Source organism: Pseudomonas sp. Irchel s3b2 (genome assembly GCF_900187445.1).
GTDB lineage: Bacteria > Pseudomonadota > Gammaproteobacteria > Pseudomonadales > Pseudomonadaceae > Aquipseudomonas.
The window spans coordinates 327,229-347,191 of record NZ_FYEB01000005.1; the positions used below are offsets into that span (position 1 = coordinate 327,229).

Below are 19,963 nucleotides of genomic sequence, written 5' to 3' on the forward strand. Positions count from 1 at the left end.
ATTAATTTGCCTTGGTCATGATTGATCGGATGGTTTTCAATAACAGAATGTAGTTCAAGTTTCTTGTTGTAATAATTCTTTTGGACACGAATGCAAGCACGTAAAGTGAAATTTTAATCCGATGAAATTTTACATCATCAAACACGTAAACCTTAGATAAGATCAGATTGGTCAGCCTTCTTTTCAAAGCGTTAAAGTCTGATAAATTATCGCGCAACGCTGACTCATGCTCCAACGTTGTATTAAGGATAAAAATAACATCATATATTTTTGAATATGACAGAAAAAACCTGGTGTCCACACCGTAGAAATTCAATCTCTCGTCGAACCTTAATTCTTCGACTATGCTTCTGGATAAAACAGTCCCACTCATCATTGCTACTAGGTTAGATGACTTTACAACCCCAACAGCTACGTCAGATTCGCTGAGGGCGTGTCCTCGAACCCCTGAGATTCGCCCTGGAGAAATTAAATCACCATTGTGCTTTATAAGTGGGACAGCTACTTTTACATTTGACTTGAAAAAAGGAAGCAAACTCAACAAATAGGAATCATCTATAACCGAATCATCGTCCAATATTATGTAGTAATCACAATTACAATTATCCTTAATGAGCTCATTGTATACAGCGGAAAGCTTTTTGTTTTCTCCAGTATGATAATAATTAACTGGACCCAACATTCTTTGGATCGAGCCTAAATCGAATCCGCTTAGCGAATTATCCTGAATACAGTAAGCAGCATCAATTCCATACTTAGCAAAATCTACATTACTCAATGATCGTAGAGTTTTGGAGCTTTCTGGCTCAGTAGAGTACAAAACCACTATGAAGTTTATTCTAGTATTCATTGATGGCGCACCTCATAGGAAGTTTGGTTTGACACCTTGAATGGCAGGTCATTCTTTAAATAATGTTCCTTACGCTCTGTGGACAAATGGTTATACGAGAGAAGAAACACAATTAAAAAATAGTACATAGAACCCGATATGTGTTGAAAACTGCACACAAACAAAAATAACGAAAACTGTAAAAGCGTGTAGATCCCAAAGCGTTTTTGCTCAAGACTAGGATTCTTCCGAGAAACACTCATTTTAAATAATGTGTAATACAAAAGTAAGGAGAAAATCCCCAGCTCCAAAATACTATATATATAAAAAGAATCGAATGATCTAGGGTAACTACCCAAGCCTCCCCCTAACAAAGTCAAATTAGAGAAGAAAGTGTTGTATTGATCTATCCGTCCAAGTGAGGACGCGTCTTTAACTCCGACATTAGAAGACAGAAAAACAAACAGCCCCGTTACCAGAGAGACAGATGCACCAATAGCCACCGCCTGTTTAGCTTTCCCTGACTTCACTAGTCTCAATGAGTATATAAATAGAAGTGCAATACCTACCATCAAGAAGCTGGTTCGCACTTGCGTTATATAGGAGAAAACAATGTACGCAACAAGAAGCATACCATCCAAGAAAACCCGTCTGGACTTCTTAAAAATAAGAATATTACAAATTAAATGTATCGCTATGAACCCATATATGTACGCAGCTATCAACGCAGAAACTAAAAAACCAGCGGCTCTTAGATTGTCATCTCGGACCATCTGGTAAGCAAGTTGAGCTTCATTGTAATCACTGTTCACCTCCATTTTTGAGCTAAGAAGAGATTGATATCTCCATATATTTTCGTAGCTTCCATTGAAGGTCACATACTCGTAGATGGAGTACACACCGTTAAATAACGTAAGAAGCACCAAAACCTTAAATACATGCTCGAACTTTACCTCCTTAATCCCCCCAGCCTCAATCAACACTACTGAAAAGATAATAGGAAGATAAGCACTTCTGAAATCAATATAAATACTCTTTAGATTGTATCCTTTGCTCAGACCAATGATTGCAGCAATCGAAACAAGTAAAGCACATGCAAGTAGAGGTTTGATTGCCTTTACTCTCAAACGACCATGAAGAAATATCTTAAGCAGTGCGGATAATAGAAAAAACTCCGTACCCAGCTTAAAAACAATAACGTCTGCTCCGAAGGCCAAACCCAAGTAGTAATTAATGTAGTCGTAGAAAAATATATAAGTAACGTAAAATGACAAAAATAGTTTCTTGTTTGCTGTTTTCTCTGAATGAATTAGCGCGGAGGCAGCAAAAAACATTAGCAGAAAAAAAAATTCTGCAGCAATGCTCATGAGGTCAGTTCCGATATAAACTCTGTCACCAGGTCTTTTTGTGGACGAGTGTGTTCCAATATAGATTGCTTTGTAATGCCTGATACTTTATCAAAGGCTACAGAGATGTCCCTTGCGTCATATTGAGTAGTTAGACCTGGAGCCCCCCACGTCTTAATATACTCTTCCAGCTTTTTGATTTGTTTATTGAAAGTTATATAGGGAACACCAAAACTCAATGAGGTAATCGTACCGTGCAGGCTTGTTCCGATATACATTGAGGACTTAGAAATCAGCATCATTATTTCATAAACATCTATAATCGGCTCGATCAGAATGATTCTAGCCCCATGCTTCCCAATTAATGCATTACGTATAGTCTTCAACGGCAACAGGTCTTCGTGACCTAATGCATGCCCGATTGGGCAAAGAACCAAATCAAAACTACTTTTTGACAAAACGGAATCTAAATTAGATATCACTTCGTCTAGATCGTCGGTCTTTTCACATCCCACTTGGAAAAATATATAGTCATTCTGAATAGATTTATAATGACTGAACGAGTGTTTTCTCTGTTCCATTTCGTCAGATAATAATCTTTCCATGAGAATGGCTGAGTCAGGAACCAATTTCAGTGAAGGTAAATCTCCCTTCTCCGATAGTATGCTAAATGTTTTACGATCTCTAACACCTATAGCTTTATGGTTCTGTATTTTCTTCTTCAGGAATCTCCGCTTAGTATCTGTCCACGATGCAATCGCAGCACCACCGACACAGTTCAAAGAGATGTCAATATTCATATTCAACTCTGAAGAGCTAAATGAGAACGGCAAATCGGTAGAACCACCGCACAGGTGCTTCGCTATTTTTGACACGAGCATGGTTCTTCTATCAACTGCTCTAACTAACTTATACTTGTAAACCTTATTAAACTTCGGACTCAAATACGAGTAAAGGTCCGCCCAACTAGTGCAGAGTGACTCCCCCCCAGCGATGATGACGTGATCACCGCTTTTAGTCTGTTGGTATAAGTCCTTAATTGACCTGGTCGGCTTTCCGCTATATTGGGATAGATCGCTATCAATTAAGCCGTAGTAATTTACTATGGATCCGGACTCAGACTGCAGCGCTTTTTCCAGAATAAGCGGAAACAAAAGGTCTCCATAGTTGTATCTGTCAAATGGTCCTACGATTTGATATTGTTTCATGGGCATCCTATTGAGTCTGCTTATTTATGAAAATTTTAAATGCTATGCTCGCGAGATAAAACAACAACACTGCGACAGCTACATTGATTGCATCAACCTGATATATACAATAAACCATTGCCAAGTAAAGAATACTTGCGGACAACCCAATACAGTTGGATAACAATATGACTCTATCAAGATTTTTACAGTAGAGAATATACTGATAGCCTAAGTTTATTGCGTTTGCTAGCAAGGCTGCTAACACCAATATCAATAACAGCGGATTTTGCTGTATATGGAATAGCTGTGACTTACTAAAAAATGAAGCGACTACAAGAAATGACGGTATAGCCAAGCAAAAAAAAGCCCCCATGAGAAGAGATATAAGCAAGAGCTTTTTGGATACGAGTTTAAATTGCGCCTTGTCATCCCCTTTATGAAGGGCTACCAGGACAGGATATATCCTGCTGGGTCCAAAGAACATATATAGAGCGCTCGCCGCCAAGCTTAGACTAGTATAAAAAACATAGATCCCTAGCGTTTCCTTGTCGGATGTAGCATTGATGATGACTCTGTCTAAAACCTGCATTAGCCTAAGGCTTAGTGTTGCCATGAGAAAGATTAAAGCGGTTTTTATCGCGGACACTGACCAATGATAATCAAGCTTGGGAGTAAAATACCAAGTATTGGTGTACTTTTTTGATATATATATGTATGTAGCGATGGTGCTGACAACACCAAATGCAAACCACATAGAAAATATATCTGTTAGTTCAATCCTGTATATTTCCAACTGAAATACAAGAACCGTTATTATTACCCAAGATGCCGCGCGAAAAAAAAGACTTACGCTGGCAGCCAATTGATCTCTTAGTGCAATTAATGTCCTGTAGGATTCTTGGCCGAAGTGCTCAACCAATGTAATCCCCAAGAAAAAATAAATGTATTTGAATTGTATGGCGTGCAGTTGGTTCAACAGCAGGGTTATCACAAGAAAGACTAATGATGTAAATAGGTATAGCCCAAGCTGGTTATTAATCAGGGATCGCCATTTATTAGAATCCTCTCCTATCCCTTTCCTATTTACATATGAGTGAGCCTCAAGTCCTATGAAATAAATTGAATAACTGGTCATAGCTGCAATTAGACCGTAGTCTCCAAGATCGGAAAGGCTTAACTTTCCACCTAGATAAATTACGAAAACGAGCTTGCAAACAAGAGTTGTCACTCTGAGCGCTGCTGAGACCAGTTGTGTATTTAGTACTTTTTTAAATAACCCCATCGTGACTTTTCGCTTTCTCTACGACAAATTAAAGTACAACCACCTTTTTTCTGAAAAAGCTTATATGACCTAGCTATTAGGTTGGCTACCTACCCAGAACTATGTCTGGGTTTCCTGAACCAGGTCAGACCAATGACACGCATCGTACAACGCCTATTAACAGGCGAGTCTTTTATAAGCGATTATCGCGACAATCAAAAGACTCTATAGCGTGTTAGACAGTAGTCGGATGAGCGAAAGGTAGCTACTTCATCTGCCGATTGAGTAGTACTCGATCCCAAGATCTTGCATCTTTTTCGGATTAAACAAGTTTCTTCCATCAAACACTACGGGATTGCGAAGCTTCTGTATTATATTATCGAAATCTGGAGCTTTAAATGCTTGCCATTCCGTTATAATTATGAGGGCATCGCTGTCTTTTAAAGTTTCCTCTTTGGTGCCACAGAGACTCAGATTTTCATGATTCCCATAAATTCGCTGAGTTTCTTCCATAGCTTCTGGATCAAATGCACGCACGTGGGCTCCATGTTTCCAGAGTTCTTCGATTAGAACTCGACTTGGAGCTTCACGCATATCATCCGTATTTGGTTTGAAACTTAATCCCCAAAGCGCGAAAACTTTACCTTCAATTTTTCCGTCGTAATGTTTTAGGATTTTTCTCGATAGAACAGATTTTTGCTCGTGATTTCGTGATTCGACAGATTTTAGAACTTTCGCATCGAAATCCAATTGCTCCGAAGCCTTAATAAGAGCCTGCACATCCTTTGGGAAGCAGGAGCCGCCGTATCCAGCCCCAGCATAAATGAAGTGGTAGCCTATTCGCGGGTCCGATCCGATACCTTTACGCACCATTTCAATGTCAGCTCCGAGCATCTCCGAGAGGTTGGATATCTCATTCATAAAGCTGATTTTTGTTGCAAGCATGCAGTTGGCGGCATATTTCGTCAGCTCAGCACTGCGAACATCCATGACAATTATTTTTTCATGATTACGATTAAATGGCGCATATAGATCACGTATGACTGCTTCGGTATTGGCTTGCTCGGTCCCGACAATTATCCGATCCGGACGCATGCAGTCAGATACTGCAGAACCTTCTTTTAAAAATTCTGGATTCGATGCAACATCAAATGAGAGATCAGTGCGGCCGCGCTGAGAAAGCACGCTCGCCACTCGGTCCTTCACTTTATCAGCTGTCCCAACAGGTACAGTAGATTTGTTAATGATAATACAATTGCTTTCAATGTTATTTGCTATCGTTTCGGCAACGGCCAGTACATATTTCAGGTCCGCAGATCCATCTTCATCAGGAGGTGTACCTACAGCAATGAATTGAACCTCTCCATGCTTCACTGCTGATGCAGAATCAGTAGTGAACTTCAATCTTCCAGCTGTGTAATTCTCTTTAACTAATACGTCAAGTCCAGGTTCATAGATTGGAATAATTCCCTGTTCCAGGTTTTTTACTTTTCGCTCATCTATGTCCACACAAATTACATCGTGGCCAATCTCGGCTAGCACTGCCCCTTGAACAAGACCTACGTAGCCAATTCCGAATACAGTGACTTTCATGATGATTACCTGTGATACAAACGTTGGTTTTTTGGCGCACGCCGTCCACTTGGAAGCCTAAGAGATCCTAGGCTCTTTGATAGCCTTAAAGTTCGGCAACAAGAATGAGCGATGAGGAAGGAGGCGGCATAAGACACGCTACCGCCCCAGGATTTTTCGTCATCTTCCTCAGGACGTAGTGCTTCCATGAAATATCGGTTTGATCATGCCTATTGGCTTATGATCCTGCGTAGCAATAACGATAAGCACTAAATAACAACAGTAACGACGTCAAAAATCTGAATTTATGACGCGTTCTTACTCAATACTTATCAACTTTTGTCAGAGGCATAGGCATAGTTGTAATAACCATAATCACTGTAGCCATATCTATTGGAGGCCTTTCTCTCCACGCCGTTAAAAATCGCACCTTTAATGACAACACCATTCTGAGAGAATCGACGGACCGTCAACTCGATTTCTTTCGCCGGGTTCAGGCCATAGCGCGTAACAATCAGATTGGTCCCGGACTGGCGTCCGACAATCGCCGCATCTGTCACCGCCAGTAGCGGCGGCGTGTCGAGAATCACCAGATCGTATTGCTTGCTCGCCTGCTCCAATAGTGCGCTGAAATTGGCATGCATCAGTAACTCGGAAGGATTGGGCGGGATTTGGCCTCGACTGACAAAATCAAAGTTGTCGATTGCGGTCTTATGGATAGCGGTGGCCACATCGCAGCGCCGGGCCAGGATATCGGAAAGCCCATTGTCTGCAGAAGTACCTAACACTTTGTGCAGGTAGCCTTTGCGCATGTCGACGTCGATCAACAATACCCGTAACCCGGTTTGTGCTATCACCACCGCGAGATTGACCGATACGAACGTTTTACCCACTTTAGGGCTAGGCCCGGAAATCATCAGGCGGTTATTGTCGGCCTCATGCATGGCGAAATGCAGACTGGTACGCAAACTGCGCAATGCCTCAATTGCCAGATCGGTAGGATGACTGATGGCCAGCAAAGTAGAACCTGCGGAACGCCCTCGTCCGCGGGAGACTTTGTCTTCTTCGGTTTTCTGCAAAATGCTGTAAGGAATCGACGCGTACACCGGCAACCCAAGTTGCTCGATGGCTTCCGGGCTTTCCAATCCCCGGTTCAGCGCCTTGCGCAGCAGCACCAGCGCCACCGCCAGGAAGCCGCCAAGAATTGTGGCGATCAGTACAATCAAGGCTTTTTTCGGTTTGACCGGTTTGAGGAAATTGACATCCGCGGTGTCGATCAGACGCACGTTACCGACCGTCCCTGCGCGCATCACATCCAGTTCCTGAGACTTGTTCAGCAGTTGGGTATAAATGGCCGTACCGACTTCTACATCCCGGGTAAGGTTCAGCAATTCTTGTTGGGTGGAGGGAAGGCCCTCCACCTTGCTCGCCAAACTTTTCTGCTTGCTGCTCAACTCACCGATCTGGGTCAATAATGCGCGATAGGCGGGATGTTGCCGGGTGAACTTGCGATCCATTTCGGCTTGTTGCAGCTTCAACTCGGAGATGCTGGTATCGAGCCCGACAATCTGATCGAGAATGGCTTTGGTTTCGAGCGTGATGTCCACGGACTTGCTGCGCGTCTGGTATTCATTCAAGGCATTCCCGGCTTTCTCCAGGTCCTTCTTGACCACCGGAAGTTGCTCTTTGAGAAACGCCAGGCTCTGTGCTGCCTCAGCGGAAGTGCGCTCTACGTTTTGCCGAACATAAATAGCGGCGATTTCATTGAGTGTTTTAATGGCCTGATTCGGATCTGTGCTTTCCAGAGCCAGCCCAATAATGCCCGACTCTTTTCCTCGCTCGGATACATCCAAATCCTCTTGGTAGTCGAGGATGCTGGTCAGACGAGAATTGCGGATGATTTTGAAACGGGTCCCCGGATTAGCGTGCATTTCCTCGATCTGAACCGCAACGCCATTTTGTTCGAAAAGTTGACCCGTTTGGCTGGCTGCCAATAGGTTGTCATCTTCGTCCACCAGGGTGTAATGCCCATTTTCACCCGTGGTCAGGGTCAAATTCTTGCCCAGTTGCGAGTCGGGAAGATCCAGTTTGAATATCTTCAGCGACTCCCCTCCCCAGGCGTAACTGTTCAACCCCAACAAGGAGTCGGCTATTACACCGGGATTACTATTCTTGAATCGACGCGCCAGGAACTCACCAACAACTGGGAAGTACATCGGCTGCATGACGATATCAAGTTTCAGGTTATCGACCGTCTTGCCAATCACCGCACGAGACTTGATCAACTCCATCTCGGTCGCCGAAGGCGACTCTTTTCCCAACATGCTGCTGACATCGGAGAAGCCCAACAAATCGTTCTTCTTCGCTTCAACCTGCAACAACGCATTCGCCTGGTATACCGGCGTCGCCAGCACCGCGACCGCTACACCAGTCACCATAAAGGCACCGGTAACCGCGGCAATCAGCCATTTATGGTCGATAAGTGTCCCAAACAAGCCGAGAAGATCGATCTCGTCATTGTCGTCGTCCCGCACGTTGACTACCGGTGCTTGCTGCATAAGTCGGATTCTTTGCCTGTATTACGATTCAAAAAGGAGTGGCCATCAGCGCGCCAGGCGCTGTGCCCATGCGAGTACGGCTTCTTCGATCAACGCATAAGCGTGCACAAAAGCAGGTTTGCCTTGACGGTAGGGGTCGCTGATTTCGCGATCGTCTTGCCACTTGCCCAGCAGCAACACTTTGCCTCGCGCTTCAGGGGCAATATTGAGTACCCCGCTGACATGCCGGCGCTCCATCACCAGAATCAAGTCCGCATCACTAACGGCTTGAGACGTGAGCTGAACGGCCCGGTGCTCGTGGGGCAGATGACCGTGCTCCGTGAGTACTGCGTGTGCCGTCGACTCGAAGGGTTTGCCCGTCAAGGCAGCTAGGCCAGCCGAACTGACCTCAATATCGGAATGAACGAGTGCCCCGCGCAGCAGATGCTCCGCGGTGGGACTGCGGCAAATATTGCCGACGCAGACAATCAAAACCCTTTTAAGCAAGATAACATTCCCCGTCTTGTCAACATTGGCGGTGACATAGCACTTGCCGAACATAAGAGCTTTAAACTACGAATGAATCCGGGTATTTATAACCCGGCGACTGCAGCTGAAATTTTCAAACAATCAGTGCGTATTTATTACCATGAGGTTTGAACACTCCCCAACTTTTTCTTCAGACAAAAAATAACATTTCGCCCGTTAATACCGAAAATAACAGTTCATGAATTTATCCAGACAATTTCTAACAATTGCCGCCTTCCCGCGACCGTTCAATCTAAATTACACCGAAATAGCGAATGGCTTATGTATAGCTGTTCCGCTAGTGTATTGCCAGTACGCGCCAAATATTTGGCTAGTCGTTGGCTAAGGGACGCGTTGGACAACAAAGTTATATATAGCCAGTTGAATCGCAAACCTGCCATGGAACAACCAGGCTTGCTCACCGGCGAACTGATCTGCAGATCTGCCCTCTGCCTGCGCCTTGTGCGAAACATGGCGTACAGACCTTTCGTTGCCCATGCAGGGTTACGAACATGCTTCTCGAGTAATCGGGCCATTTAGAGCCCGCACTCTCCAGCGATACCGGTTTCGACACGATGAGTCGAACCTTTCCTACTGCCATTAGCCATTCATCTGTCTACTTTCAAGGACGCTTTCATGATTCGTAAATGCCTATTCCCCGCTGCCGGCTATGGGACCCGTTTTTTGCCCGCTACCAAAGCCATGCCGAAGGAGATGCTGCCGATCGTCAACAAGCCGCTGATCCAGTACGCCGTCGAGGAAGCGCGCGACGCCGGTCTGCAACATATGGCCATCGTCACCGGCCGGGGCAAGCGAGCACTGGAGGATCATTTCGATGTCAGCTTCGAGCTGGAACACCAGATTCGTGGCACCGATAAAGAGCGGTACCTGGAAGGCACTCGAGAGCTGATCGATACCTGCACTTTTTCCTATACTCGCCAGGTAGAGATGAAGGGCCTGGGTCACGCGATTCTCAGCGGTCGTTCGTTGATCGGTGATGAACCATTCGCCGTGGTGTTGGCTGACGACCTGTGCCTGAACCTTGAGGGCGATGGCGTACTGGCGCAAATGATCAAGCTCTATCAGCAGTTCCGCTGCTCGATCGTGGCGATTCAGGAAGTGCCCCGTGAGCAGACTCAGAAGTACGGCGTAATTGCCGGCGAGCTGATTCGTGAGGGTATTTACCGGGTCAACAGCATGGTCGAAAAGCCCCGCCCGGAAGACGCCCCATCCAACCTGGCCATTATCGGCCGGTACATTCTGACGCCCGATATCTTCGATCTGATCGCTGACACCGAGCCTGGCAAGGGCGGTGAAATCCAGATCACCGACGCCTTGATGAAGCAGGCCCAAAATGGCTGCGTGCTGGCTTACAAGTTCCAGGGCCAACGCTTCGATTGCGGCGGCGCTGAAGGTTACATCGAAGCCACCAACTTCTGTTTCGAGAACCTGCATCAGAACACCTGGTGACGGCGCTGAACCCTGACAAACGTGTGCGTTATCGAATTGATTTTATGGTCTTTATTTCCCTATGGACGAAGCCTCTATGAAGACATTGAGCGGTTTCAAGGCAGGTGACAGTCGCCGCCCGTATGGCGCTGACCTTAAGAACAACCTCGCGTACCTCATCGTGCGCGCCTATGCGTCGGAGCTGATTTTTCCTCGCGTGCAGAAACCAGCGGTGCTGCTGGTGGAGCGCATCGGCGCCTTCCCCTCCTCCGGGGAAATCCGCCGTCAAGTCAAGGATGGTCCGGCGTTGCTGGCGAGCATCAGGCAGCGTTATGTCGCCGATGCCCTCGACATCGACGAGAGCGATGGGCTGAACCTGGTCTTTGCCGACTGGCGTCTCAGCTTGCGTCTTTTGGACGATGGCTGCGTGACTTGCCTGACCGTGGAAAGTCGCGGCGACAGCGTGCTCATGCAGCACAAAACCGCCGAACTGCTGGGGCAAATCGATGCAGGGAGGGAATTCGAATGAACGCGATTGCAGAACACGCCGACAAAGCCTGGTATCTGCTTCAGTGCAAACCCAAACAGGATGAGCGCGCCGAAGAACATCTACAGCGTCAGGGCTATGCCTGTTTTCGCTCGACCTACCGGCGTGAGCGCGTTTTGCGCGGGCAGCGTCGAGTGATCAGCGAGTCGCTGTTTCCGGGTTATCTGTTTATTCAATTGAGCCTTCAGGACAGTTGGGGCCCGCTGCGCTCGACCCGCGGCGTTTCGCGCGTCGTTGGGTTCGGCGGTCAGCCACTGCCGATCCGCGATGCGCTGATCGACGAGCTCCAGGAGCGAGACAGCCAGGCGATCGTGACAACGTTGTTGAGGCACGGGGATACGGTGCGCATTACTGAAGGCCCGTTTTCCGATCTCGAAGCGGTGTTCCTGGCCATGGACGGCGAGGAACGGGTGCTGCTGATGATGAATTTCCTGCAGCGTGAACAGCGCATCAGCTTGCCATTGGCGGGGGTTAACAAGCTTTAAATTTTGTAGGAGTGGGATTGCCCTAATGTAACCGCTTTTCGTAGGAGCCAGGCTTGCCGGCGAAGGCGATCTCAAGGACGCCTTCGCCGGCAAGCCTGGCTCCTACAAAACCTATGCCCCTTCCGAGAGATGATTCCAGTCGACCCAGCCCAAAAACCACGTCGCCAGAATCAGCAAACCGAACGCGATCCGGTACCAGGCAAACACCGCATAACTGTGGTTGGCGATGAACTTGAGCAAACCGCGCACGGCAATCATCGCAAAGACAAATGCAGCGACAAACCCCAAGGCAAACACCGGCAAGTCTGCGGACTGGAACAGGTCGCGGTACTTATAGCCCGAGTACACCGCGGCGCCCACCATCGTCGGCATTGCCAGGAAAAACGAAAACTCGGTTGCCGTCTTGCGTGACAGGCCAAACAGCAAGCCGCCGATAATCGTCGATCCCGAGCGCGAAGTGCCGGGGATCATCGCCAGGCACTGTGCGCAACCGACTTTCAAGGCATCGGTCCAGCGCATCTCGTCAACGTGATCGATCACCACCACATGCTCGCGTTGTTCGGCCCACAACATGATGACTCCGCCAATCACCAGCGCCACGGCCACGGTGATCGGGTTGAAAAGATACTCATGGATCTTGTCGGCGAACATCACACCCAGAACAACTGCCGGCAAGAAACCGATCAATAAATTCAGCGTGAAGCGCTGCGCATTACGCTGGGTCGGCAAACCGGTAGTGATCTCCAGAATCTTGCGACGAAACTCCCAGACGACCGCCAGAATGGCCCCCAACTGAATGATGATATTGAACGCCATCGCTCGCTCACCGCCGAAGTCGAGCAAGTCCGCGGCAATGATCTGATGCCCCGTGCTGGAGATGGGCAAAAACTCTGTGAGCCCTTCAACCAACCCTAGAATCGATACCTGTGTGGTGGTCCAGAAGTCCATTAATCCCCCGTTAAACCCTCTCGGCTGAAAGGTCTGCTAATGATGCCGAACATTTGATCCTGATCACGATTAAACCTGTCGGACCAGCAGAGGATTAAAGCGCACTCTCTGTCCGCTTTAGCTAAACGTTATAAAACGTCCATGTCGGAGCGCCGGGGCCGCTCTCCTGCAAATGGCCTGCGCTCCGAGGAGCGCCTGATAATGAAATTCTTTTGCAGAACTGGCACTTGTATATCGCGAATTCATGGATGCCACTCATCGTCGGATCGTTGACGTTTCGGCTTCGGGCGCGCGCAATGTTCTACCCAAAAATGATCGTCCAAGAGAAAACTCCATATGGCAAAGATCATAGTACTCGCCGGTGACTTCCCGCAGGGCGATGGGGAATATCACCTTGGAACCCTCACCCTCAAGACGTCCCTCAAACCCCGGCTTGGAGCAAGCTTCCCGGTCTCGGAGTTTAAAGATCTAACCGTTCAGAACACTGAATCCAACAAGAATATAAAGACCGCCATAGGCCTGGGTCTCGCGGGTGCCATGTTACTCGGTCCCGTCGGGGCCATCGCCGGCTATCTGCTTGCTGGCAAAAACACCGAGGTCACCTTTATGGCCACAATGAAGGACGGTGCAAAGCTGCTCGCGGCGACCGACAGTGACACCTACCGGGATATCTCGGCGCGCGCCCTGAAAAAATCCCGAGCCGGCCGCCGAGATCCCCTTTCCAGATCATTTAACAACGGATCCATTCATTGATCCGCTTGCCCGGCGACGGCGAGAATGTTGCAGGGCACCCGATACAGAACATGCTCCGTGGTACTGCCCACCCACTTGTCCAATCCCTTGCGATGCGTATTTCCCATGACGATCACGTCAGCCCGGTGATGCGCTGCAAAATCGGCCAGCGCTTTACCAGGCGGTCCTGCAACGAAGTGTTGCCGCTCGGTGGGTATGCTGTAGTGATCGGCCAATGCGATGAATGACTTGTGCAAGGACTTGCGCACGTCGCTGCTGAAGCCAGGCATTGTCACTGCACCCGCGCCCGCATCGGACATGTGCGTCTGCGCCAGATCGTAGGCATACAGCAGATGCATTTCTGCATTGCATTGCGTTGCCAATTCATTCGCAGCCTGGATGATCAGGTCGTTGATTCCAGTGATCTGAGTCTCTGGGTGCGACGGATCGACTGCCGCCACAATCACGCGCGGAAGTGGGCAGCCGACTTCGCTGACCAGATGGACGGGCACCGGACATTCGCGCAGCAGATGCCAATCCAGAGGGGTGATGAACACGCGTTTGAGCGCGGACTCATGCTGCACGTCCTTGATCACCAGGTCCGGCTGCAAGCTTGTCACGTGCTGAAGGATTTCTTTCAGCGCGTCGCGAGTGAAAAGTACCTCGGTGCTTAAGTTGATTCCGCGGCCGCGGATCAGATCGGCTTCATCCTTGAGCCATTTTTCGTTCTCTTGCTGACAAGCCTCACGAAACCGCGCACTGGCGTGTATCAAACCCAAGAGGTTGAAGTCTTCGATAACCACCATGATATGCAGCGCTGCACCGGTGGCTTCGGCAATGGCGACGGCCCGCTGCAGCGCCGGCGTATGACGCATGGTAGGACCGGCTATTAGAAGGAGTCGTTGATATTGGCTCATGTCACACCTCCAAACGTTCTGGGATATCTGCTAGCCCCCCAGCTTTTCGTCTGTCGCACCGTCAGCGATCTGCTATCGCCTTAATGATCTGGATCGACACAATCAATATACGCCTGGATTCAACTAATCAGCCACGATGGGTTCATCGTACCTACTACGATGAACCCCATCCCAACGGTCAATTGATTGACGACAATTCAACGTTACTTCTTCGCGTACTTCGCGCCGTGCGGATCGTTAAGTTTCACCTGCATCAACTCCCATTCACGCTGAATGATCGAGTAAGGGATAAAGACGCTGACTCTCTCAGCCCCCTTTAACCCAGGGTGAAAACTCACATTATTAAAAGAGGTGGAGAAAAAACCGACATTGATACCGACAATGCTACCGTCATTGGCGATGACGGGGCCACCCGACATTCCCTTTATTATCGGGGCATCATGAATGGCATAGCGTTCGCCGCTGCCTTCATTGCTATTGATGAAAGGCGCCTGGTACACCTTGCCTTGCCCGCTGACGGTGGTCATGTATGGGCTCGCCCCCACGGCAGTGATGTGTTCACCCACACGCGGTGCGCGCCATGACGGGTAACGCCCGTCGGCCTTGTGCTGAATGAAGACAAGGTCACAGCCAGTGCTGCAGCTGTATTTCACGTTGCGGATGAGGGGGGTGTGGCGAGTGGTGACGGCATAGTCTTCGTTCCATTGCACGGCCGAGGCCATGTACAGATAAGGCAAAGGAAAGCCCGAGAAGACTGAAAAGTATGAATCATTGGCAGGCCCCGACAAGTCGGGTTTTACCATACCGTTGCATCCTGCAAGAACAGCTCCTATAAAAAAGTAGGTCATGAATTTAATCATGATGATCACCGACTTATTAGGAGGATTTGATTTTTATTGTGGCGAATCTTTTAGTCGTCAGGTTCGTGCAGTTTTCCTCGCAGCCCGGCTTGGTTGGTTATTTATGGCTGAAGTTCTAATAAATGCGTATGAATAAATTGTGCTAAGACTAATTACTTTTCGATCCATATAAGAAACTTCAACTATTTGACGCCTGAAAAATGACACTCACACAATAAGCACACTAGACATTAAACTTTCTTACTTGATGTAAAGCCCATGAAACAGCGGCTTTCAGGGCAATTTAAATCGCTTTGGTATGTCTGAGTAACGCCCCAGAAATCAGCGCTGCGAAAATAACAAATGCTGGATATCCATAAACACGCCCCCAACCCGAAAGCCTGATAAATCCAGCCAGAGAGCACGGTGCCGACAGACGGCCCATGGCGTTGGACATGTAGTAAAAACTGCTGACCCAGATCAGCGCCAGGGCGCCTGCCATGATCAGCAGTGCTCCCTTGAAACCGATCAAGGCGAGCAGCCCCGCCGCTCCGCATGTTTGGGCCAACGGCAAATGTGTCGACCCTACACGCGAATGATATTTATTTACTTACAAAAGATAATCGTTATCATTAGCACCAATAACTAAAAAAGGAGCTCATGGTGGCTTTACCGCGCATTTACCCCGCCTCTCTCTCACTGCTGGGGCTTTTTGCAGTCCCTGATTTACAGGCAGAAACCCAATCGGCATTGGCCCTGCCTGCCACCGCTGTGACCAGCGATTACAGTGAGCAGAGCTACAAGCCGAATGACAGCCGCAGTGCGCTGAAAATCGACGCCCCGCTACGGGATATCCCGCAAACGGTGAACGTGATCCCCCAGAGCGTGATCAAGGATCAGGGCGCGCAGTCGATGGAAGACGTGTTGAAGAACGTCCCAGGCATCGGTCTTTCCAACGGCGATGGCCAGCGCGACCAGGTCACCATTCGCGGCTTCAGTGCCATCGGCGACATGTACGTCGATGGCGTTCGTGATGACGCGCTGTACTTCCGCGATCTGTCCAACGTCGAGCGCGTGGAAGTGATCAAGGGACCGGCAGCGGTGCTCTATGGCCGCGGCTCATCCGGTGGCCTGATCAATAGCATCAGCAAGAAACCCAACTTCACTCCCAAACAGGAAGTGGGTGTCAGCTTCGACAGCGAGGGTAAAAAGCGTACACAGTTCGATGCTGGCTGGGCCGATCAGCAGCAAAACGACAAGGCATTCCGGGTGACCGGTGCGCTGGAGAACAGCGACACCTTCCGCGATGACGGCTATATCGATCGTAAGGCCATTGCGCCTTCGGCCTACTTCAAACTCTCCGACGATCTTGAGTTGAACCTAGGGGCCACGTACCTCTACGACAAACGCTTGATCGACTTCGGCATTCCCGCGCGGGGCGATCGCCCGGTCGATGTCGATCGGGACAAGCGCTTCGGTTCCGCCGACCCGGATGACGATTACACCCGCAGCGAAGTGTTTTCGTTCACGGCTGGCGTCGACTACCGCATCAACGACGACTTCACCTTGAGCAACACCAGCCGCTACTACCACTACGATCTGGATCGCAACAACACACTCGCCGACTCTAGCCCGACACGTTTCGTCACCGCCCCCAACGGCGAGCTGCTGGTGAAACTGAACCGCGGCAATGTGCAGCGCAAGGAAGACGGCTGGTTCAACCAGACCGAACTGAAGCAACAGGCCACGCTTGTAGGGATGAACCATAACCTGCTCTATGGCGTGGAACTGGGGCGTCAGATCAAGGATCAATCCGTCTTCAGCCAAAGCAACGTAGCGCGGGTCCCGGTGTACCGCGATGGCCTGGTCGACGTGCGGTTCCAGGCCAACCGGCAAACTGCCAAGGGCACCACTACCCAGGACACGGCGGGTTTCTACGTCCAGGATCTGATTGAGCTGACCCCGCAGTGGAAAGCACTGCTGGGCGTGCGTTATGACGTGTTCGATCAGGAATACTCGGATGATCTGACGGGTGCCTCAATGTCCCGAACCGATAATACCTGGAGCCCGCGCGCAGGCCTGGTCTACCAGCCTGATCAGGTTCAGTCCTACTACATTTCGGTGAGTCGTTCTTACCAACCCTCCTCCGAAGTCTTCGCCCTGAGCACTACCAACCAGGACCTCGAGCCGGAGCAAACCACCAACTTCGAGATCGGCGGCAAGTGGGACCTGCTCGACAATCGCCTGGCGTTGACGGCGGCGCTGTTCCGTCTGGAACGCACCAACATGAAAACGACCGATCCGGCGAACCCGACCAAACTGGTCCTGTCGGGCGAGCAGCGCACCGACGGTCTTGAATTGACCGCCAGCGGGCAGTTGAGTGACAAGTGGCAGGTCTATGCCGGTTATGCCTATCTGGATGCCGAGATCATCAAGTCCAACAACCGAACCAATGGCGTCGCTAATGAAGGCCAGACACCCACCCTGACCCCGCGTCACAGTGCCAACCTCTGGCTGGTGCGCTCGCTGACCAACACCTGGCGCGTGGGCATGGGGGCAAACTATGTCGACGATCGTTACACCGCCCTGGATAACCAAGTGGTCATGCCCGCTTACACCACCGTGGACGCGGCGTTGCTCTATAACTTGCCGAAATGGGACATGGCACTGCGTTTGCGCAATGTATTCGACAAGGACTATTACGCCTCGGCCCATGGCTCAGTGGATCTGATCACTCCCGGAGCACCACGAACTTTGGAGCTGAGTACCAACTACCGCTTTTAGTAGGAGCGAGCTTGCTCGCGAAGACGGCGGTACAGCCAACATTGATGTCGCCTGATATACCGCTTTCGCGAGCAAGCTCGCTCCTACAGGGTTCCGTGGCTTAGCTGACTGGCATTGGGCAAGCCCGCTCCTACAAGTTCCGGCAGTCCAGGGAGTTTGTTGTAGCCCGCAACATCGTGACAACGATCAAAAGCTCATTTAATCTTCAGCGCGCGAGACTGATTGAGAATCTCTCGCGTTGTCGGACAACAACAATATTTCGAGGAAAACCCATGCGTAAACTTCTGTTGCTCTCCCTTCTTGCCGCCTCCCCCTTGGCCTTCGCCGGCCCTGAATGCACCAAAACCGACAAGGCCCAATGGCAGGACCAGGCCAAGTTTCAGGAAGATCTCAAGGCCAAGGGCTACGACATCAAGAAGTTCAAAGTCACTGGCGGCAATTGCTACGAGATCTACGGCTTTGACAAAGACAAGCGCAAAGTCGAAATCTACTTTGACCCGGTCAGCGGCAAAGTCGTGAAAGAAGAGATCGAATAAGGTCCCCTGTGAACGCTGAAACCCTGCGCCTCTGGGACCCTCTCGTACGTGTTTGCCACTGGTCCCTGGTGGTTGTCTTCATCAGCGACTACTTCCTCAACGAGGAAGGAGACGGCTGGCATCGCTGGCTCGGCTATTACGCCGTGGCGGTGGTGCTGGTGCGCGTAGTGTGGGGGTTCATCGGCCCACCATCGGCACGTTGGGCAGACTTCTGGCCGACCCCGACCCGGGTCGTTCATCATGGCCGGGCGCTGTTTTCCGGCAAGGGCTATCACCGCATGGGGCACTCGCCCATCGGTGCACTGGTGATGGTCCTCATGCTGCTGTTGATGACTGGCCTGGGCATCAGCGGTTTCCTGATGGAGGAAGTGGACTACTTCTGGGGCGAAGACTGGCTACGTGATGTCCACGAGTTTATGGCCAATGCGCTGCTCGCACTGGTTTGCGTGCACATCGTCGCGGCATTGGTGGAAAGCATACGCTTGCGTGAAAACCTGCCGCTGTCGATGATCACTGGCCATCGTCGCAAACGCTAGATCTCAAGCACACTCCCCGCCGCAAAGGTTCTTGCCCTCTCCCCCACGGGAAAGGGCGAGTACCAACCTATGTGTGATGAATTTCCCGATCCTTGGTTTCCGGCAGGAAGAATTCTTCGGGGCGGCCATCGCCTGGAACTTCGCAGCGAAAGAATTTCGTATACCCTATCGCCATCTCACTCCAAACGACCACTGCCGTGAACCTACCCAAACTCAACGCCCCCGACCTTGGCAATACACCTTCGACCTCGGAAATCATCACCCGTCATCTGCGGGATGCGATCGTTGCCGGGCATTTTGCCGAGGATGAGCCGATTCGCCAGGACGACATTGCCCGCCAGTTCAACGTCAGCAAGATTCCGGTGCGCGAGGCCCTCAAGCGGCTGGAGGCCGAAGGGCTGGTGATGTTCCAGCGCAATCGCGGGGCGATGGTCACGCGGGTGTCCGATGCCGAGCTGGCACAGATGTTCGAAGTGCGGATGTTGCTTGAGGACAAAATACTGCGCCTGGCCATTCCCAACATGACCGAAGAAACCTTCGCCCGTGCCGAGCGCATCTGTCAGGAGTTCATCGGCGAGGACGACGTGGGCCGCTGGGCCGAGCTCAATTGGGAGCTGCACGCTTGCCTTTACGAGCCGGCGCAACGACCGTTTCTGGTCAGCCTGATTCGTTCGGTCAACGATAAGCTGGAACGCTACCTGCGCATGCAGATGAGCCTGTCGGCTGGCAAGGAACGGGCTGATCACGAACACCGTGAGATCCTCGCTGCCTGTCGTGCCGGGGATGTGGATCTGGCGGTGAAGCTGCTGGACGAGCACATTGCCGGGGTCTGCAAGACCCTGTTCGAGCACCTGCCTCACGCCCACTGACTACTAGAATGCTGTGCTGATTTCGTCATCAGCACAGGATAAATCCATCAAGCCGACA

Annotated in this window: 19 protein-coding genes and 1 pseudogene; 9 read left to right on the forward strand and 11 right to left on the reverse strand. The window is 50.1% G+C overall.

All coding sequences use genetic code 11. From position 1 onward, the window contains the following. Position 1: 1 nt before the first annotated feature. From CKW20_RS14900 to CKW20_RS14930, 7 genes are all read right to left on the reverse strand, one after another. On the reverse strand, positions 2–850 hold the full coding sequence (locus CKW20_RS14900; protein ID WP_095053582.1) for a glycosyltransferase: 849 nt from the start codon (positions 848–850) through the stop codon (positions 2–4). Further along, complete coding sequence (locus tag CKW20_RS14905; protein ID WP_095053583.1) at positions 847–2,196, reverse strand: hypothetical protein; 1,350 nt, start codon at positions 2,194–2,196, stop codon at positions 847–849. The genes CKW20_RS14900 and CKW20_RS14905 overlap by 4 nt, the downstream gene beginning before the upstream one ends. Then, positions 2,193–3,383 carry a polysaccharide pyruvyl transferase family protein gene (locus tag CKW20_RS14910; protein ID WP_176466900.1) on the reverse strand — a complete coding sequence of 397 codons (1,191 nt, stop codon included), beginning with the start codon at positions 3,381–3,383 and terminating at the stop codon, positions 2,193–2,195. The genes CKW20_RS14905 and CKW20_RS14910 overlap by 4 nt, the downstream gene beginning before the upstream one ends. 7 nt (positions 3,384–3,390) lie before the next feature. Next, positions 3,391–4,647, reverse strand: a complete 1,257-nt coding sequence (locus CKW20_RS14915; protein ID WP_095053585.1) for a hypothetical protein — start codon at positions 4,645–4,647, stop codon at positions 3,391–3,393. Positions 4,648–4,896: 249 nt separating this feature from the next. Further along, the gene (locus tag CKW20_RS14920; protein WP_095053586.1) at positions 4,897–6,219 is read right to left on the reverse strand and encodes a UDP-glucose/GDP-mannose dehydrogenase family protein; all 1,323 of its coding nucleotides are present in this window, start codon (positions 6,217–6,219) and stop codon (positions 4,897–4,899) included. A 311-nt stretch (positions 6,220–6,530) separates the two neighbouring features. After that, positions 6,531–8,756, reverse strand: a complete 2,226-nt coding sequence (locus CKW20_RS14925; protein WP_095053587.1) for a polysaccharide biosynthesis tyrosine autokinase — start codon at positions 8,754–8,756, stop codon at positions 6,531–6,533. 45 nt (positions 8,757–8,801) lie between these two features. After that, positions 8,802–9,296 carry a low molecular weight protein-tyrosine-phosphatase gene (locus CKW20_RS14930; protein WP_095053588.1) on the reverse strand — a complete coding sequence of 165 codons (495 nt, stop codon included), beginning with the start codon at positions 9,294–9,296 and terminating at the stop codon, positions 8,802–8,804. A 603-nt stretch (positions 9,297–9,899) separates the two neighbouring features. Between CKW20_RS14930 and galU the strand changes: the two genes are divergently transcribed. From galU to rfaH, 3 genes are all read left to right on the forward strand, one after another. Further along, complete coding sequence (galU, locus tag CKW20_RS14935; protein ID WP_095053589.1) at positions 9,900–10,733, forward strand: UTP--glucose-1-phosphate uridylyltransferase GalU; 834 nt, start codon at positions 9,900–9,902, stop codon at positions 10,731–10,733. 76 nt (positions 10,734–10,809) lie between these two features. Next, complete coding sequence (locus CKW20_RS14940; protein WP_095053590.1) at positions 10,810–11,241, forward strand: phosphomannomutase; 432 nt, start codon at positions 10,810–10,812, stop codon at positions 11,239–11,241. Next, positions 11,238–11,744 carry a transcription/translation regulatory transformer protein RfaH gene (gene rfaH / locus CKW20_RS14945; protein ID WP_095053591.1) on the forward strand — a complete coding sequence of 169 codons (507 nt, stop codon included), beginning with the start codon at positions 11,238–11,240 and terminating at the stop codon, positions 11,742–11,744. Before CKW20_RS14940 ends, rfaH begins: the two co-directional genes overlap by 4 nt. A gap of 111 nt (positions 11,745–11,855) precedes the next feature. Here the strand turns inward: rfaH and CKW20_RS14950 are convergent, their stop codons facing one another. Further along, entirely contained in the window at positions 11,856–12,692 is an 837-nt protein-coding gene (locus CKW20_RS14950) for an undecaprenyl-diphosphate phosphatase (RefSeq protein ID WP_095053592.1), read from the reverse strand. Positions 12,693–13,028: 336 nt separating this feature from the next. Here CKW20_RS14950 and CKW20_RS14955 point away from each other — a divergent pair, with 336 nt between their 5' ends. Next, positions 13,029–13,445, forward strand: coding sequence for a hypothetical protein (locus CKW20_RS14955; RefSeq protein ID WP_095053593.1), 417 nt, complete (start codon positions 13,029–13,031; stop codon positions 13,443–13,445). On the opposite strand, the gene CKW20_RS14960 is transcribed toward CKW20_RS14955, so the two are convergent. Together CKW20_RS14960 and CKW20_RS14965 are read right to left on the reverse strand one after the other, a co-directional pair. Continuing rightward, complete coding sequence (locus CKW20_RS14960) at positions 13,439–14,341, reverse strand: universal stress protein (protein ID WP_095053594.1); 903 nt, start codon at positions 14,339–14,341, stop codon at positions 13,439–13,441. The two genes, CKW20_RS14955 and CKW20_RS14960, sit on opposite strands and share 7 nt — an antisense overlap. A 203-nt stretch (positions 14,342–14,544) precedes the next feature. After that, positions 14,545–15,144, reverse strand: a complete 600-nt coding sequence (locus tag CKW20_RS14965; protein WP_095053595.1) for a trypsin-like peptidase domain-containing protein — start codon at positions 15,142–15,144, stop codon at positions 14,545–14,547. A 55-nt stretch (positions 15,145–15,199) separates the two neighbouring features. On the opposite strand from CKW20_RS14965, the gene CKW20_RS29590 reads away from it, so the two are divergent. After that, entirely contained in the window at positions 15,200–15,337 is a 138-nt protein-coding gene (locus CKW20_RS29590) for a hypothetical protein (RefSeq protein ID WP_176466901.1), read from the forward strand. Positions 15,338–15,484: 147 nt separating this feature from the next. On the opposite strand, the pseudogene CKW20_RS14970 reads toward CKW20_RS29590, so the two are convergent. Beyond that, positions 15,485–15,646, reverse strand: a pseudogene (locus tag CKW20_RS14970) (MFS transporter); the annotation flags it as partial. A 194-nt stretch (positions 15,647–15,840) separates the two neighbouring features. Here CKW20_RS14970 and CKW20_RS14975 point away from each other — a divergent pair. The 4 genes from CKW20_RS14975 (at position 15,841) to CKW20_RS14990 (ending at position 19,905) form a co-directional block, all read left to right on the forward strand. After that, complete coding sequence (locus CKW20_RS14975; RefSeq protein WP_095053596.1) at positions 15,841–17,964, forward strand: TonB-dependent siderophore receptor; 2,124 nt, start codon at positions 15,841–15,843, stop codon at positions 17,962–17,964. Between the two features lie 272 nt (positions 17,965–18,236). Further along, entirely contained in the window at positions 18,237–18,500 is a 264-nt protein-coding gene (locus CKW20_RS14980; protein ID WP_095053597.1) for a PepSY domain-containing protein, read from the forward strand. 8 nt (positions 18,501–18,508) lie between these two features. Continuing rightward, complete coding sequence (locus CKW20_RS14985; RefSeq protein WP_095053598.1) at positions 18,509–19,036, forward strand: cytochrome b/b6 domain-containing protein; 528 nt, start codon at positions 18,509–18,511, stop codon at positions 19,034–19,036. A gap of 197 nt (positions 19,037–19,233) precedes the next feature. Then, positions 19,234–19,905 (forward strand): GntR family transcriptional regulator, encoded by a 672-nt coding sequence (locus CKW20_RS14990; RefSeq protein WP_038980174.1) that lies wholly within the window; start codon positions 19,234–19,236, stop codon positions 19,903–19,905. The last annotated feature ends 58 nt before the right edge of the window (positions 19,906–19,963 follow it).

Coding starts and splice junctions, on each gene's coding strand:
- CKW20_RS14915 (WP_095053585.1), bottom strand. CDS start 4,647: ATGGGGTTATTTAAAAAAGTACTAAATACACAACTGGTCTCAGCAGCG.
- CKW20_RS14930 (WP_095053588.1), bottom strand. CDS start 9,296: ATGTTCGGCAAGTGCTATGTCACCGCCAATGTTGACAAGACGGGGAAT.
- rfaH (WP_095053591.1), top strand. CDS start 11,238: ATGAACGCGATTGCAGAACACGCCGACAAAGCCTGGTATCTGCTTCAG.
- CKW20_RS14955 (WP_095053593.1), top strand. CDS start 13,029: ATGGCAAAGATCATAGTACTCGCCGGTGACTTCCCGCAGGGCGATGGG.
- galU (WP_095053589.1), top strand. CDS start 9,900: ATGATTCGTAAATGCCTATTCCCCGCTGCCGGCTATGGGACCCGTTTT.
- CKW20_RS14965 (WP_095053595.1), bottom strand. CDS start 15,144: ATGGTAAAACCCGACTTGTCGGGGCCTGCCAATGATTCATACTTTTCA.
- CKW20_RS14975 (WP_095053596.1), top strand. CDS start 15,841: ATGGTGGCTTTACCGCGCATTTACCCCGCCTCTCTCTCACTGCTGGGG.
- CKW20_RS14980 (WP_095053597.1), top strand. CDS start 18,237: ATGCGTAAACTTCTGTTGCTCTCCCTTCTTGCCGCCTCCCCCTTGGCC.
- CKW20_RS14950 (WP_095053592.1), bottom strand. CDS start 12,692: ATGGACTTCTGGACCACCACACAGGTATCGATTCTAGGGTTGGTTGAA.
- CKW20_RS14960 (WP_095053594.1), bottom strand. CDS start 14,341: ATGAGCCAATATCAACGACTCCTTCTAATAGCCGGTCCTACCATGCGT.
- CKW20_RS14940 (WP_095053590.1), top strand. CDS start 10,810: ATGAAGACATTGAGCGGTTTCAAGGCAGGTGACAGTCGCCGCCCGTAT.
- CKW20_RS14920 (WP_095053586.1), bottom strand. CDS start 6,219: ATGAAAGTCACTGTATTCGGAATTGGCTACGTAGGTCTTGTTCAAGGG.
- CKW20_RS14910 (WP_176466900.1), bottom strand. CDS start 3,383: ATGAAACAATATCAAATCGTAGGACCATTTGACAGATACAACTATGGA.
- CKW20_RS14905 (WP_095053583.1), bottom strand. CDS start 2,196: ATGAGCATTGCTGCAGAATTTTTTTTTCTGCTAATGTTTTTTGCTGCC.
- CKW20_RS14925 (WP_095053587.1), bottom strand. CDS start 8,756: ATGCAGCAAGCACCGGTAGTCAACGTGCGGGACGACGACAATGACGAG.
- CKW20_RS29590 (WP_176466901.1), top strand. CDS start 15,200: ATGATGATCACCGACTTATTAGGAGGATTTGATTTTTATTGTGGCGAA.
- CKW20_RS14900 (WP_095053582.1), bottom strand. CDS start 850: ATGAATACTAGAATAAACTTCATAGTGGTTTTGTACTCTACTGAGCCA.